Consider the following 14503-nt stretch of genomic DNA (forward strand, 5'->3'; position numbering starts at 1 on the left):
ACGCGGCTTCGGTCGCCGGCCTGCTCGTCACCACCGAAGCCATGATCGCGGAGGCTCCCAAGAAGGAGTCGGCCGGCGGCGGCATGCCTGGCGGCATGGGCGGCGGCGGCATGGGCGGCATGGGCGGTATGGATTTTTAATCCAGCCCCTATCAACTTACAGCGGACAGGGCGGCAGCAATGCCGCCCTTTCCTTGTGTGCCGAACATGATCGAAACCTTGGAGTGCGTCCCGAGGATCTCGTTCGAGCCTCACCGCATGGTCGAGAATTAGGATCTTGTCTGATCGAGCAATTCGCGGGCTCAACCTGGTCAAACCGGCGCCCCCTACGAACTGCCCGATCCTTGAGGATTCCGCTGCGCGACAATCACGATGATTCATTCAGTTGGTAGCTATAGGCGGTGAATCATGAGGGGCATTGAGGAGCGTGGCAAGGCGCCCATCTCGGCATTTAACTCCATCGAGCGTGATATCAGGGACAATTCTCTCATCGGAACCGGCGGCTGGCGTTGAAGGACCCGGTGAATCATCCTGATCTATACTGGAGCAGACGCGCTCTGAGCCTCAAGAGCGTTTCCTCCTCTGAGTATCCTTGATCTGCCGCTGGACATTCTCGTTGATATTGCTGAGCGGCTCAGCCCGATGGATCTGCTGAGGATTTCGCACACAAATCAAGAGCTGCGGTGTCGCCGCGATGATAGTCGCAACGCCTCAAGAAAGGCGGATTCAGGTTCAGGCCATCTGTGGCAGCCCTTGCACCGGGCTCCAGCAACGTCTCGTCGTCGTGGCCGAGGGGCCTCGTGACCCCGACGACTGCGCTTCGGCCTTGTGGGGCCTCGGAGCGGGCGTGGCAGCGCTTGCACCCGAGCTCCAGCGGCGTCTCATCCTCCTCGCCGAAGACCATTGCCCTGGAGGGCCTCGGAGCAGGCGTGGGTGGCGGACATAGCAGCCTGTCCCATACCTATGAATACGTTTGGCTGAAGCAGACCGATGGCTGCGCGTCGAAGCCGAAGCCGTCGAGTTCGCGGACAAACGGGAACTGCGCGATCTTGCTCGACATGAGCGTGTCGAGCTGGTCGCGGATCGCCGTCAACTTCAGCCGATCCAGGATTGCGATCAGCAGGTCATGATCTAGGGTCGTCATCACCAGCTCCCTCCGGCCACCGCTCCGTACTCGGCGAGTGGCCGCAGCAAGGTGGCCGGGGGTGATCTTGATCCGCTCGGCGCGCACCGGCCCTTCGAAGCCGGCAACGCCGACAAAAGGCTCTGTCGCAAACCTGGAAATGGGGTTGTGAACGGCCATTTCGGCCTGTCCGTCAGGCAGCGAGGAGATCGAAACAGCGATCGACAGACTTGTAGGCATACCTCGCCTGTCGCTTGCCCATCATGTGGATCATCTCGATGCCGGAGAGGATAACCACGTCGTTCGCATGCGACTTGAAGCCGAGCATGGATCGAATGCGGCTTGATACGCCGGTGATCCTGTTCGATCCGATTGTTGAGATGCCGGCTATTGCGGAGCGGATCGGCTTCAGCGGTCGCCGCGATCGCTGCCGCAGCCGGCTTTCAGCGTCGCAGGAAAGGATTGCTTCGTAATTGGTCTGGCTGCCGTCGATGACGATGCGCTCCGGCCGGCCATGGCGCGTCAGCGCCTTGCGGAGGAAGCGTTGGGCCGCCACCTGGTTACGGTTTTCGCTAAAGAAGAACTCGACCGTATCGCGGAGGATGTCGATAGCGCGGTAGAGATACCGCCGCGGACCTTGATGTACGTCACGTTTGCTGCCGACCACACGCTTGCGCCGGTTGAAGCGCTCCAGCAGCTGCGGCGAGAAGTGGGCGACCCAGCGATGCACAGTGGAGTGGTCGACCTCCAACGCGTTCGGCCATCATCTCTTCCAGATCGCGCAGGCTCAGAGTGTAGGCCAGGTACCAGCGCACGCACAGCAGGATCACCGACTGGTCGAAATGGCGGCCCTTGAACATCACGTGCTCCTCCACAGCTGAGGCGTTTTTCTTGCCATGCTCGCTTACAAAAAGGTTTGCGACAGAGCCGTTCGAACCGCATGCCGACACCATCGTCAAGGGCGGCCGCGGTGTCCATTATGGCCACAAGCTCAACCTGACGACGGGCAGGCAGTCTGTTCTTTCAATTTAGACCAACTATGCGGATGCCGCCTCAGTCAATTCAAGAATGTAACCAATGCCGCGCATGGTCGTGATACGTGGCGTTGCACCTGACCTTCTCAGGTGTCCACGTAAGCGATAGATTCCGACTTCAAGCGCGTTGGCAGATACCTCGTCGTTGAACGAATAGAGGTGATCTTCCAACTGCGCACGAGGCACGATGCGGCCTGCACGGATAAGCAGATGCTCCAAAATACATAGTTCGCGGCGTGCGATCTTCAGAGGATGACCCGAGACGGAAACCTGTCGGCCGATCGGATCGAAATTGAGATTGCCAAATACAACGATGGGGTCGGTCACCTGTGTCGACCGGCGCAGAATGGCTCTCATTCTGGCGATGAGCTCATCGAAAGAGACGGGCTTGAGCAGAAAGTCGTCCGCGCCACCGTTGAAAATTGCAATCCGCTTCTCGAGATCGTTGATGCTACTCATAATGAGGGTTGGAACTGAATGCCCGTTGCTCCTTAGCTGTCTCAGCCAGCCCAAGCCATCGCCATCTGGCAGAGCCAACTCCAGCAGGAGAATTTCATAGGTTGCGCAACAAAATGCCCTCGATGCCTGTTCCAGGTTGCCAACTACATCAACGGCAAAACCGCTATCCCCGAGCGCAACTCGCACAGCGCGCGTAAGATCCACATGATGATCAATGAGCAGCGTTCGCATTTCACGTCCTATCAAGGTCGGACAGGTCACCGTCCGCTGTAAGACCGGGGCGACAGCGGAAGTCGCGCAACTCTTCGTAGTGTTCGTAACGCTCTTTCCGATGGGTGATCGCGGGAGCATGCAAGCCGCACGCCTGCAATAGTCGGGGATGGAACACGTGAAGACCTGTTGACGGGCTGAAACCGTCGGTCGGCGGGCCCACAATGCCACCGACTCTGCCTGCGATTTCTCTGCGCATCGATCCTCCTATGGGTTGCGTCGCAACATCCAGCTGAGGTCGCAAGGGCAGGTTGCGGCTTTGTTCATTGAGAGGACCCCCTGGAGGCAATACCAGGAGGATTCCCTATATGGCACTTCCCGATTTACCACCGGTCATTCCGAACCACGTTCGGCGGCTTTGAAGACACTCATTGAGCGCGGCTAGGTAAATCAAGGGTACGACTGCCGGGTGTCGATGCCGCTTTTGAAGCAGGCATCGGCACCAGCTCGGTGAGCGTCGCCCGCGCAATTCAGCGGACGCGCTCGATACACCCAGTCGAATCGTGCCGCAACTTGCCGCGCCGACAGGGCGCCCGAAGACTTCAGACTTGTGACCGAAGGTCTACGCCCAGTCCTCCTCCCATTATCCACCTCCCTCAAATCAAAGTGGACGTTCAATCTGAACAAATTACGCCATCGTATCACAAACGACCTACCGATCCCCGACGTGCTCTAGCCTTAGTGCTTGTTAAGAAGGTCGGCTACTGTCTCTCCGCGTCGCCGGGCATCGGCGGCGAGCCACACCTCCCCCACCTCATACACGTCGCCGTGGGTACTGAACGGCACAATGACGTCAATGGCAGCCGACAGCAGGTCAAGAAGCGTGTGGTCTTCCACAGCAGCTCCTTGCGGGCTGCTCTTGACGAGTGAAAAGAGCTTTTTAAAGCCTTGGACCGGATCCGCCCCATGAATCGTTGATATTGATCCCGCATGGCCGGAGACGACTTCGCTAAGGTAGGCCCAAGCAGCATCATCGCGCATCTCGCCAAGCAATATTCGGTCAGGGCGCATGCGCAAGCTGGCTTGCAACAGTTGCTCGGCTGTCACCGCACCTACGCTTGCTCGGTCCTTCGGATAAAGTAACCGGACATGGTTCTCGTGCGGGATTGCAAGTTCGAGCGTGTCCTCGATACTTATCAGCCTCTCTTGCGGGGGTATAGCGTTGATCAAAGTCTTGCTCATTGTCGTTTTGCCGCTTCCAGTAGGTCCGCAAAGCAGCATCGTGAGCCGCCCGCAAACGCATGCTCGCAAAAATTGCTCCAAGTCACCATGGTCGTAGTGCTGAAGAATCGTTTCGTCCTGCCGCTCTTGGCGCTCCTTTCGTGACCGCCATTGATTCCAACGCGAGTATTCGTAGCGAGAAGAAACTTCCTTGAGTTCGGTCACACGACTTGAGGGACGCCGTATCGTCAGGCTTATTGTTCCTGAGGGAACAGCGGGCGGCAAACAGATCTGCAGCCGCTCTCCGTTCGGCAGCTCAGTCGCACAGAGGGGGCTTTGCGGTCCGACATCTTGCTTGCGCAGCGCTCCAGCGAGGATCGCGATGTCCTCCAGATCGTCATAAGATAGCGGCAGCGGATGTTTCGTGAAAACGCCGGCCTGTCGGACAAAGGCTTCCCCAGGCCGGTTGATAGCGACCTCTTCGGTCCTTGGCTCCTCAAGCCATTTCAAAACAGGGTTGAGAAGCAAACGCAATTGAGGGTCAGCCTCCGGTCGCATTGTTGTCTCTCCGGCGTTGGCGATGTTGGGGGGCTGGCGCCACGGCGATCGGTCTAAGATCGTATACATCTGAGAAATCGAGGTCCCGAGCCACAAAGATGGATACAGCATCTCCCTGGTTTTTCTTCAGAGTTGGCGGAACGTTGATCGTTGCTCTAAGGGTCGTGTCAACGGCTTGTCCAGCGTTGCTCTGGAAGCTGTTGATGCCGCTTCCTCCACCTGAGCTGCCAGCGTATTGACCGGCGGCCTGAAACGCGCCTTGAATGACGCTCATGAGCATTGCTCCGCCAAAGCGCTGCCAGAAGTGATTATCCACCGTGCCAGGCATTCCGGAGCGGCCGAGCTCGTCAGCGCCCGGCGACGCTAGCGAAACGAGGGCATGGTCAGGCGTTTCGATGCGCGTCCACAGCACGAAGACACGCGCATCCCCCTGTTGGAGACCACGCTGGATCTCGCCAATCACGGTCGTCCCGCGATCCAAAAGCACCACGTTGTTGGTGGCGCCGCGGACGTCTTTAGGTAAGACGCACTTCACATAACCCGGTAAATTTGTGTCGACTGCCGTTTGCAAAATGCAGGGAATTATCGTTCCTTGGGTAATCACGAGATCAGGGTGCGGCAAAAGTGTGGCCCGGCTTGGCTCCTGTATATCTGGTTTCAATCGCCCCGTCAGATCGCCAGCGTCTGAAATCTCATGCGAGGTCGCGGGAGCATCCCTATGGTTGTCTTCGCTCCGCTGACCGTCGTTGGGCATTTGACCGCTGCCACTGTAGGCGAAAATTGGTGTTTCCTCCGGCGGCGGATCAGCTGGCGTCGGAGGCGGCGTGGATGGCGCAGAATCTCCTGCCTGCGCCGCCTGTACGGGTGCTGGAGCTTCGGGAGCAATCTCAATCGGCACGGGGCGGAATGGCTCGGCGTCGGCGACAATTGGAGGTTTTGGCTGAGTTGGCTCGTCTTGTGTGCTGGGACGACCGCCGAGCCAGATGAGCGATAGAGATGAGATGAGAACAAGAGCAGCGACGGCCAACTTCTGCAATCCCGAAACATGCCGGCGGGCCGGCTCCGAGACCATCGATCCTGAGGCATGGACATCATGTCCCGACTGTGGGCCGGTTTCATTCATCGGCCGGGCCTTTCAAAACGCGCCACACGTCGGGTGTCACTGTACCGGTCCCTGGCGCTCGTCCCACAGGGTCATAAGCCCTGTTGAAAATGGACAAGACCGTATTGCCATCTCTCAGACGCCATTCCCGGGCGACTGCGGATACTTCAACATAGTCTCCTTTGACCGTGTAATTGGCAGCGGCTTCCTTGCCGTCGGGATTGATAATGTAGAGGGAGGGTATGCGGGAATTGCTTGCGAAGCCAAATACGGTGGTAAAGCCATTATCGAAAACTTCCAGCGGCGCCAGCGATCGATCGCCCTTTGCGACGTAGTGAAAATTGCTTTCGTCCGGACTGGTAGTTGCGGCGGGCCGATTCAACAAATCCTGAACTCTCTCGTCGCGCAGCACTTTCGCCCGGGCCTGACCAAGAATCGAGCGCCTTTCTGCGTCCTTTCTCTGAGCAGCAGCCTCATCAGCAGGATAGGTGAACTGCACACTGTAGTATAGGTCAGGTTGCTGCTCATCGAGTTTTGGCATCGCTCTCGTTGAAATACTGAAGACGTATCTCCGTGTACCGGACTCACTCTCGGCCAGCACGACGACCGGCTGCGGCGGGAGCATCCGGCTAGCCTTAAAAAAGAGATAGTTGGCGCGCGGGAGCGCAGCCAGGTCTTTGCTATTGGAAACGGCCACGGCTGCGACTGTCTCGTTGGCCGCGAATGTGACAACCAGCGTTGCCCCCACTGCGGTAGACAGGCGCACCACTTCGTCAGGACGGTAAGCCAGGTAGCGCATGCGCGCATCATGCTTGCCGGCAAGTGGTGTGTCTTCCGCTGACGCTTCCATCGTTAAGAAGAGTGAACAGACCAGCGCGAGAAACGCTCTTTTTGTCATGGCTGCACATAGCCCAGGTTCGATACGCTATCTTCCGAGCTTTGATAGGAAGTGACGAGTAGACCTCCCGGATTGGTGAGCCTCGATTGCCCAGGCAGACCCGTCAAGCGCTCGTAGCGGATGGTAGCTGTCCAGGTGGTCACTATCGGCATCTGCCCATCGACAACAAGCGAACGTTTGTAACGGATCTGTTGAACGTCCGGACTGATGTCGTTTGAAGAAATATGCCCGACCTCGAGCTTGCCGCGTTTGCCGACCGTGACTTGCGGCGAGGTGGGATTCGGATAGTTGAAGAAATCTTGATATTGCTGTCGCACAGCCGGCGCGCTGAAACTGGATACGAGGTCATAGGCGTATTGGGCTGTATCTGCTGTGTACCCCTCGCGCAGGCGTACATATTCCCACAGCGAAGCATTTATGACGGCTCGGTCTTGGGTTGCCGGCAGTCGAGAGACTGACACTTCGCTGTCGACGGTCCCATCCGGCCGGACCCAGAGGAACACAGGTACGAGCTTGGCCAACGGGACCATGGCAGCAATGGTAAATGCCTGGGCAACATTTCCTAGGACCGCCGCTGCGGCAAAGGCTATCAGGGCCTTTGACAGGCGCCGCGCAGACTTCGCTCGTGAAGTTTGAAACGCTTCCACCTTCTTATAGTGGGCGGCTAGCGTTTCTCTCTCCACCAGAAGGGCATGTTCAGGAACTTTCACTTTGGCTCTTCCGCGCATTCGACCCGAAGATCCTCAGGGGTGGTTTCCCATTGTCCCACGTTCAGTTGGAATGGGGCACCCGCGCATGTCGCAAGCCCATGGCTCGTCTTGCAGGCGGCCAAAGCGAGGATTGACAGAAGTAGGCAATATTTCATGTTTTTGGCACCGAGCTTGTCGATTGATTAAGCACCCGCCGTTTTGGCAAAGTGGCGATTGAGGCTGTTAAGAGGTCGGTTCGCACCTCCCCAAGAGCCGCCGGCGATGCTGCTGGCGATCGTCGGAAGCGCGACGATCAGAGCGTCACCAGCTAGGAAAAGCATGTCGAGCTCGTAAAGCCCGATGATCTTGGCTGCTGTCGTGCCCGAGAATTTGATCATCAAAAGCATGGCTGCCAGCGAGACTGCTTCGGCAGCGATTACTATCGTTGCAACGATGTTGAGGAGGAGAAGCAGCAGCCCGTACGAGAGCAGTTGGCCGATCCATCTGGTGGCTATGTCTCGAGTGTGATCAAAAAGGTAGCCTACAAGGACCAGGGGGCCGATCGTCAAGAGCACCTTCGTCAGAATTCCAACGGCATCGTAGATCTCGAACGCTGTCCACAGCGCGCCGTAGAAAATCCATTGCGCTCCCTCGAAAGCAAGTATGTCCTGGCCGTTCATAGGCCCAATTTCGGAAGCAATCAGCTGAAAGACATACTGGCTTGAAGCAAACATGAGATCGAGCTTCTGGGGGATTCCGATGAAGGGCAAGTCGCTGCCACTGATGTCGTGAGCCAACCTCGGAATCGTGTCGTCGAAGAGCGCTTCAATGTACTGCTGATAGTTGGCCTGCCCTAAGATAAGGGCGACGACAATCGACACCATGATTACGCGCGAGATACCCCCGCGCGCATCGACTTGACCACGCATGACCAGACAGCCTTGGATTATTATCCAGAGCGTGACACACGCAACCAGAGGCGCACTGACCGCCGCTTGGACGTTTTCAAGCACTTTGTGCAGCCCGGACGTGAAGGCCCCATGAAAGATCGTGTGTATAGTCGTGAATGGCGCGGGAATTTTGAAATTCATGGCGTGAGCCTGATGTGTCCCTGATCAGCGCAGCTGAGCCTGATGAACTCTGTGTGGTTTACGGGAGGATGCTAAACATATTAGCGGTGTCCTGATGTTCGCGACGCTGCGTGGCGGCCTCCTCCACGGCGTGAAGGCTCCCTTGTGCAGTGGCCATTGTCAGCAGACTCGTGGCCTGGACATTTTGGATCATCGCATCGTGAATCTGCTTGAGGACCAGACCGTTGGTCACGGTGGCCTGCATAATATTTCCCGAGCGGGAAAGCTGACCAAGCGTGCCGGCGTTATCCTTAAGGCGCTTGTCCATCATGCCCAAAGTGTCGGCTGCAATAGCTGCGGCATTGGCGGCCCCGGCGATTTGTCCCTGTAACAGTTTCGCTTCTGAATCGGTGCCGTTGACTATCCGATTTGGGTCCTTCGCAATGTTACGGGCCATAATCGAAGCTGGCGCCCGAGCATCAAACATCTGCTCCTCCAGCTTATTGCTCGACGGGTAATGATTTCCTTGGTTAAGTGAGCTTAGCAGTCCCGTGACAGCGAATGACGACGTTAGAATTGTCACCATTTCAATCGTGGTAGCGAGCGTCTCGATTGACCTCTCAAGGATCGCCGCATTGGAAAGCGCTGTTAAGGTCGCTTGTGTTTCTGTTACAGGGTCGCTGACGATAAATTGCGAACGGGCCTGTCCGTGAAGCAGAAGGGAAGCAGCAAGGGTCGTTACTGCAAGTTTGGCAAATTTCATGAATATTCCTCCGTCAGTCTTGAACTTCGTGGTACCGGGCCATGAACTTGTCGAGCCACCCACTTGGGGCGTCTCCGTGCTGGTTACGAAGCTGGTCGGCAAAGCGCACTGTGTTGGCCCGCCCCGAGAGTACGGCTACGTACTCGCGCATCTGCCCAAGATCGAATTCGCAAACAATACTCCCGCTATCGCGCTTGAGCAAAAACTTGCGGCTGCCGATTGCCATTCCCTGGCGGATTGCCTCGAACTCCTGCGCAGTGCACTTCAAGCCATCGACATACGCAGAGCGGTCCGCCGTCGGTGATGGGTAGAAAATTTTCGTCATACATTGCGCAACGAGACTAGCTCCGAGAGGCGATTCCAGAACGTGTTCAGGCTGCTGCGTTGCGAGTATCAACATGCCGTTGTTTTTGCGGACCGTGAGCAAGAACTTGTCGATAACGGCCGAGAATTGGGGGTTGAGTAGATAGAATCGAAATTCGTCGCAGCTCATGACGAACCGACGACCATCGACGATAGCGCCCACTCGATGCAGAAGGTATGCGGCGGCCGGTGCACAGACCTCCTCATATTCCAGGAGCTGCGTCATGTCGAAGCCCGTAATGGAGGCATCCAGCCTTACTTCGTCCACGTCGCCGTCAAAGGCCCATCCAAGCGCCCCCCCTCTACACCACCGCTGCAGCCGTGCTCCTGCGCCCTCGGAGGGGCTGTGCAATAGGAACTCGCGCAGGCCCGCAAGTGAGCGCATAGGGGGTTCGAACGAAAGCTGACGAACAATGCCGCGTTCCAGCCGACGGCTTTCCTCCGGCGAGATCGGACCACGGCCGTCACTCTCGATCAGGGCCATCAACCACTCGCGCAGAAAGTCCCGGGAGGCGGAGGTGTTGTCCAGTCCACGCAGAGGGGCCAAGCCGCTCGGAGCGCCTCTGCGCAACGCAAGATATGTCCCTCCCGTGGCTCGCACCAGCAGTTCACCACCCCGATCCTTGTCGAAGAAGACGATCGCACCATTGCGATCGACCAAGCTTTGCTCAAGCATCGCGAGGACAAAGGTCATCAGCGTCGTCTTGCCTTTGCCAACGGGCCCGAATATTGCCGTCATGCCGACGTCATTCTCATGGGGGATGTAGTCGAAAGAAGTTCCACCGTTTGTGCGAAAGCGCGCAACAGCATTGCCCCAGTGGCCGGAACTGGAACCGCTTGGGAAGTTCTCAAATGAGACGAGCCCGGCAAAATTGTGTGAGGTGATCGCCCCCGGGCGCGTGCGCCACCTGTTGTTCCCCGGAAGTTGGGACCAATATGCGGCCTCCATGCCGATGCCCTCTTGGACGATAACGGCGCCCGCGTCGGCCAGCCGTGCGCGGGCACTTGCTGCGCGATCTGCAAGGCTATTGAGGCTGTCGGCATAGACGCACAGGCTCAGATGATGCGAACCCATCACGAATTCGTTGCTTGCCAGTGCGTCCTCTGCCTCGGCAAGTTCATTGATCTGGGTGAGAGCCTTGTCGCCGGCACTCGTCATCTGGCTGGACTTAAGGCTTAGTTTGGCATGAGCTTGTGGGCGAGTGAGGAAGGAAAAGCTCTGGCTCAGGACAAGCGGGAAGTTGGCGGACAGCAAGGAATTTAGCATGCCCGGCCGCGTCGTCGCCGGATATTCACGGAACGAAAACAATGATCCGACGGAGCTATCCCCGGGCCTTCGAATCTCAAGCGCCCGCTTCCCGCAGATGACCTGGTCAGTGTAGATCGAGGCGCCAAGTGAGCCGGTAACCATCGGAACCGGAAGAAACCGGCAAGTCATCATGAGCCGAAGCGCCTCGCCGATTTCCGTGAAGAGCACGTTGCCTTTCTCACGAATGCCCAACCGGCGCAGACCGTAACCGCCGAGTGCGCCAGCAGTGATGTGCCAGAGGTCTTCCAGGCTCCGCATTTGGGTGGCTAGATCGTGCTCATTCCGTCTGCGGGACTTGGCAATCCGCAAGCCGATCTTGCCGATTGCGGTGCGGGGGGACACGATCAAAGTGAGGAAGTGATCGTTGCGAAAGAGCTTTCCCGACAGCACACGACGCTCGTAGGCCTCGCTCAGACTGCCAGCGAATGCACTTTGAAACTGGCGCGGCGCCGGCGCCGGCACATCGTTGTGTCTCACAAGATGAGCGTATATCGAGACATTGTCATCGGCGATGTTGCGCAAGAGAGTGTTGAACGCGCGGCAGCGCGAGTTGCGCATCTCAGCGTCTTCCAAATCAAAGGGCACACCGTTCACATGTGCCATGGCCATGATCGATCCGTCTTCCAGAAGGACAACCTGATCGCTTATGTGACCAACATACGGAAGGTAGATCTCGCCAGACCTCTCGGTCCGGCCGCTGGCGCCGAACATTACACCATTCCTCTTCCGCGTTTCGGCACTCTGATCGGATTGGCGCTGACGCTTGCGCCTCCCCAGACCGGCCCGTCCACGCTTCTGCCGGCCGTCTGCAAATAGAGCAGCACGACGCTTGCCGCGTTATAGTCACGCTCAACAACCAGCCGTGCTCCGAACCAGAGTGGCACGAGAACGATTTCGTAGAGCGGGTTCTGAAGGATAATGATAACAAGCCCAGCCAACATCATGAGCAATCCGGCCAGCGTCAGCGGCACCCCCAGAAACAGTGCGGGGCGCGTCGCCGCCACATACAGGGTGCTCACTTCCAACCGGTCGCTCATCAGCCGCCGCCTATGAGCGCCTTGCCCAGGAAGCTGGCCCCGAACATGATGACGATCCCTCCAACGACACCCGCAACCAGGCCAAGTGAAGCACGACCGAACATCCAAGAGATACCGATGGCTACGAGCCCGAGCACGGCCAGTGATTGTCCAAAGGGGCCAAGTATGAACGTGCAGATATTCTGGACCATCTTGGCAGGATCCGTCCCTCCGGTCACCTGAGCCGCGGCTGGCCCGCTGTAGAAGACCGTCCACGCCGCGCCTGCAGCAGCGGCCGGTACATATTCAGCCGCCATGCGCAGCATGGAAAAAGGCGAAGGAACACGCGTTTTAAGCGCACGAAGTATCTTGAGTGGCGTCATCATTGCATCTCCATGTTTCAATCGAATACGAGTTTGTTCGGGTTCGAGGGTTCCCGTGCTTTCGCAGCCTGGCTGCCTGTCGGATCGGAGGGATCGGCCCCGGAGCGGTCTGGCTGATACGAGCCCCAGATGTCCCAAGAATCTTGGTTGGGCTGCTTCTTTCTATTGGCCTGTTGGCTCTGCTGGAGCAGAGGCGGCACGGCTTTCCGACCGGGTGCCTCAAGGTGCGGCACATCTCGAGCAGTCGGCTCCAGCGTTCTCTCAAGGAGACTTGAGATGTCCTTTGCGGCCGACTCGACCTTGCGTACATAACCGTTGGCGAAGCCATGCGTGACGTCGCCCGTGTTATAGGCCGAGATGGCACGGCGAAGCGCCAGTTGCTGTGCCACAGCAGTGGTGCCGCCGGCATACCGGCTTTCAAGCAGGTGGGCGGCAGCCGAAAGCGAGGCGCAGGGCTCGAAAGCCCTTTCCGGCGTGAGATTGAGCATGGCAAAGTTCTTGCTGTTTATCTGCATCAATCCAACATCGACAGAATGTTGTGCTTCGAGGCGTTCCTTGATGCCCCGCGTGGCCTCCAGGTGGTCTATCCAGCGAAGCTGCTCACCTGTGGTGTTGTCATGAGCCACCAGCGTTTCAAAGCCACTTTCAATCTTGGCAATCGCGGCCAGGGTGGACGGCGCAACCCAGGGGGCGCATTTGCGCGACAGGCTGCGGAACTCACGCGGAGAAAGTGGCGCGGGCTCGGCTGGGAGTGACATGGATGTCATCAGGACGATGGCCAGCGGCCAAGCTGCAATAAACATTCCCTATCACCTACCTTTCCAAGCCGCCGGACGGGTTCTGGCCCTGTCCGGCACGCGCTTATCGGGGAGGTTTGTTACTGTGTGATGTTCAAGTTCAGCTTTTCGGTTTCAATTGAAGCAAAGACCGTGTTCGTATCAGCGTGGGTGAGCATCTTGCGCATGCGTGGGTGGCGCGGGCCCGATCAGCCAGCGACATCCGGAGCATCTTGGTACAATGACTCCTTTACAGGATTGCTCGTCCCGGCCGTCCGTTGCTCCTGGAGTGTGGGCCGCGACTTTGGCGTCATGGACGGTACTTCTGTCAGCGCCAAGCCAAGGACAAAATGGGGAGCTTGGCGGGCTTGTTCAGGCTCGGGATCACCGTGGGGAATCGACTAAGGCGATAAAGCGGCCCAACTTTGCCGGTATGCTGCCGGTCCTTAAAGAGCAGCCATGCGCGGCCCTGCATACTCAGATCATTGCTTGAGACGCGAGCTCGTCCGCGAAGCTGGCTCGAAGGCGCAAATCCGCGGCGGCGAGGGTCAACTGGGAAGACGTGGCGGCGCAGCCCATCCTGGTGCGAGCCTCGTTCAGCTGTTCGGCCGCCGCCGCCAAAGGGTGGATCATGCACAGTCCCATCGGCAGATAACCGCACGTCATTGACGCAGTCCGACGGCGCAATGGACAAGCATAGTGACACGCTCAAGATGGAGGAGTTGCAGTAACTGAGAAATGTTAGCCCGGACGTTCACCGCAACCGGCGACCTGCCGGTCGCCGAACAGCATTTGAGGCCGCCGGCCACCTTGGACGAAGCCGGCTTGGCAGGAGACACACTATTTTGCACAAGGCCGCTGCAGCGAATCACGGTCTTCTTCCGCCGACCGCCTCTCCGATCAAGCCAAACGCCGCGCTGCTCAACCATGTCCGAGCTGGATCCACGAGCCGGATGATATCGAGATGATCCAGGTCCGCAAACTCCAGGATGACCAGGATGCAAGGGCATAGCAGGAAACTTGGCATCCATGAGGTCGAACTTGAGTGATATTGGCAGGCCTGCACCAACGGGGGAGCTCGAAGCGAAAAAGCGAAGGACCACACGGCAGGGTCATGTCGGCGCTGGGACCTGTCTGGTGGCCACGGGCTGCCTTGGTGCGGTCAATTCGCTGGGGATGAAAAGAACAGGACGAGCACGGCCTCACATTGGCCGCACGCAACGGCGAGTGGTATCAAGGAGCAGCTGTTCTGGGTCGGTGCCCCAGGGTTGCTCGGCAACAGGTTTAGACAAGGGGATTCAAGATTGAAGGTGTGCCGTTGAAACATGTTCTTGTCATTGACGATGATGCCGCAATGCGGCGCCTCATCGCCGAGTATCTCACGATGCATGCCCTGAAGGTAACCGCAGTCCACGATAGCAAGCAGTTTGACTATGTTCTTTCACGTGAGCCAGTCGATCTCGTGGTTGTTGACCTTAACCTAGGCCGGGAGGATGGACTTGCGATCGTCCGCAATCTGGCGACAAAATC

At 57.9% G+C, this 14503-nt stretch carries 14 protein-coding genes and 1 pseudogene; 1 reads left to right on the forward strand and 14 read right to left on the reverse strand.

What is annotated here, in order from left to right; translation table 11 throughout:
* Positions 1–984: 984 nt before the first annotated feature.
* From X726_RS1000000170060 to X726_RS138170, 14 genes and pseudogenes are all read right to left on the reverse strand, one after another.
* Positions 985–1143 (reverse strand): annotated as a pseudogene (locus X726_RS1000000170060) (ATP-binding protein); the annotation flags it as partial.
* A gap of 172 nt (positions 1144–1315) precedes the next feature.
* The gene (locus tag X726_RS01045) at positions 1316–1852 is read right to left on the reverse strand and encodes a DDE-type integrase/transposase/recombinase (RefSeq protein ID WP_198025870.1); all 537 of its coding nucleotides are present in this window, start codon (positions 1850–1852) and stop codon (positions 1316–1318) included.
* A gap of 307 nt (positions 1853–2159) precedes the next feature.
* On the reverse strand, positions 2160–2846 hold the full coding sequence (locus X726_RS138215; protein WP_023673698.1) for a response regulator transcription factor: 687 nt from the start codon (positions 2844–2846) through the stop codon (positions 2160–2162).
* Between the two features lie 717 nt (positions 2847–3563).
* On the reverse strand, positions 3564–4604 hold the full coding sequence (gene virB11, locus X726_RS138210; RefSeq protein ID WP_023673699.1) for a P-type DNA transfer ATPase VirB11: 1041 nt from the start codon (positions 4602–4604) through the stop codon (positions 3564–3566).
* Positions 4588–5727 carry a type IV secretion system protein VirB10 gene (virB10, locus tag X726_RS0136830; RefSeq protein ID WP_023708086.1) on the reverse strand — a complete coding sequence of 380 codons (1140 nt, stop codon included), beginning with the start codon at positions 5725–5727 and terminating at the stop codon, positions 4588–4590. The genes virB11 and virB10 overlap by 17 nt, the downstream gene beginning before the upstream one ends.
* A complete protein-coding gene (locus tag X726_RS138205) occupies positions 5720–6604 on the reverse strand; it encodes a TrbG/VirB9 family P-type conjugative transfer protein (protein ID WP_023673701.1) in 885 nt (294 codons plus the stop codon). Before X726_RS138205 ends, virB10 begins: the two co-directional genes overlap by 8 nt.
* A complete protein-coding gene (locus X726_RS138200) occupies positions 6601–7314 on the reverse strand; it encodes a type IV secretion system protein VirB8 (protein WP_023685154.1) in 714 nt (237 codons plus the stop codon). Before X726_RS138200 ends, X726_RS138205 begins: the two co-directional genes overlap by 4 nt.
* Positions 7311–7469 (reverse strand): type IV secretion system lipoprotein VirB7, encoded by a 159-nt coding sequence (locus X726_RS1000000170070; RefSeq protein ID WP_081726271.1) that lies wholly within the window; start codon positions 7467–7469, stop codon positions 7311–7313. Before X726_RS1000000170070 ends, X726_RS138200 begins: the two co-directional genes overlap by 4 nt.
* A 27-nt stretch (positions 7470–7496) precedes the next feature.
* Entirely contained in the window at positions 7497–8384 is an 888-nt protein-coding gene (locus X726_RS138195) for a type IV secretion system protein (protein WP_023673703.1), read from the reverse strand.
* A gap of 58 nt (positions 8385–8442) precedes the next feature.
* Positions 8443–9126, reverse strand: a complete 684-nt coding sequence (locus X726_RS138190) for a type VI secretion protein (protein ID WP_023673704.1) — start codon at positions 9124–9126, stop codon at positions 8443–8445.
* A gap of 13 nt (positions 9127–9139) precedes the next feature.
* Positions 9140–11509 (reverse strand): VirB4 family type IV secretion/conjugal transfer ATPase, encoded by a 2370-nt coding sequence (locus X726_RS138185; protein WP_023673705.1) that lies wholly within the window; start codon positions 11507–11509, stop codon positions 9140–9142.
* Positions 11509–11835, reverse strand: coding sequence for a type IV secretion system protein VirB3 (locus X726_RS138180; protein WP_023673706.1), 327 nt, complete (start codon positions 11833–11835; stop codon positions 11509–11511). The genes X726_RS138185 and X726_RS138180 overlap by 1 nt, the downstream gene beginning before the upstream one ends.
* Positions 11835–12140, reverse strand: a complete 306-nt coding sequence (gene virB2 / locus X726_RS138175; RefSeq protein WP_023673707.1) for a pilin major subunit VirB2 — start codon at positions 12138–12140, stop codon at positions 11835–11837. Before virB2 ends, X726_RS138180 begins: the two co-directional genes overlap by 1 nt.
* A gap of 74 nt (positions 12141–12214) precedes the next feature.
* A complete protein-coding gene (locus tag X726_RS138170) occupies positions 12215–13000 on the reverse strand; it encodes a type IV secretion system lytic transglycosylase VirB1 (RefSeq protein WP_023673708.1) in 786 nt (261 codons plus the stop codon).
* 1291 nt (positions 13001–14291) lie between these two features.
* Here X726_RS138170 and X726_RS0136845 point away from each other — a divergent pair.
* The coding region (locus X726_RS0136845) for a response regulator (protein WP_031215592.1) at positions 14292–14503 on the forward strand (212 nt) is incomplete at its 3' end.

The organism is Mesorhizobium sp. LSJC285A00 (assembly GCF_000503155.1).
Taxonomy (GTDB): Bacteria; Pseudomonadota; Alphaproteobacteria; order Rhizobiales; family Rhizobiaceae; genus Mesorhizobium.

Excerpts from the sequence above, each read along its gene's own strand:
- X726_RS138215 (WP_023673698.1), bottom strand. The coding sequence starts at position 2,846 with ATGCGAACGCTGCTCATTGATCATCATGTGGATCTTACGCGCGCTGTG.
- virB11 (WP_023673699.1), bottom strand. The coding sequence starts at position 4,604 with ATGCGACCGGAGGCTGACCCTCAATTGCGTTTGCTTCTCAACCCTGTT.
- virB10 (WP_023708086.1), bottom strand. The coding sequence starts at position 5,727 with ATGAATGAAACCGGCCCACAGTCGGGACATGATGTCCATGCCTCAGGA.
- X726_RS138205 (WP_023673701.1), bottom strand. The coding sequence starts at position 6,604 with ATGACAAAAAGAGCGTTTCTCGCGCTGGTCTGTTCACTCTTCTTAACG.
- X726_RS1000000170070 (WP_081726271.1), bottom strand. The coding sequence starts at position 7,469 with ATGAAATATTGCCTACTTCTGTCAATCCTCGCTTTGGCCGCCTGCAAG.
- X726_RS138195 (WP_023673703.1), bottom strand. The coding sequence starts at position 8,384 with ATGAATTTCAAAATTCCCGCGCCATTCACGACTATACACACGATCTTT.
- X726_RS138190 (WP_023673704.1), bottom strand. The coding sequence starts at position 9,126 with ATGAAATTTGCCAAACTTGCAGTAACGACCCTTGCTGCTTCCCTTCTG.
- X726_RS138185 (WP_023673705.1), bottom strand. The coding sequence starts at position 11,509 with ATGTTCGGCGCCAGCGGCCGGACCGAGAGGTCTGGCGAGATCTACCTT.
- X726_RS138180 (WP_023673706.1), bottom strand. The coding sequence starts at position 11,835 with ATGAGCGACCGGTTGGAAGTGAGCACCCTGTATGTGGCGGCGACGCGC.
- virB2 (WP_023673707.1), bottom strand. The coding sequence starts at position 12,140 with ATGCTGCGCATGGCGGCTGAATATGTACCGGCCGCTGCTGCAGGCGCG.
- X726_RS138170 (WP_023673708.1), bottom strand. The coding sequence starts at position 13,000 with ATGTTTATTGCAGCTTGGCCGCTGGCCATCGTCCTGATGACATCCATG.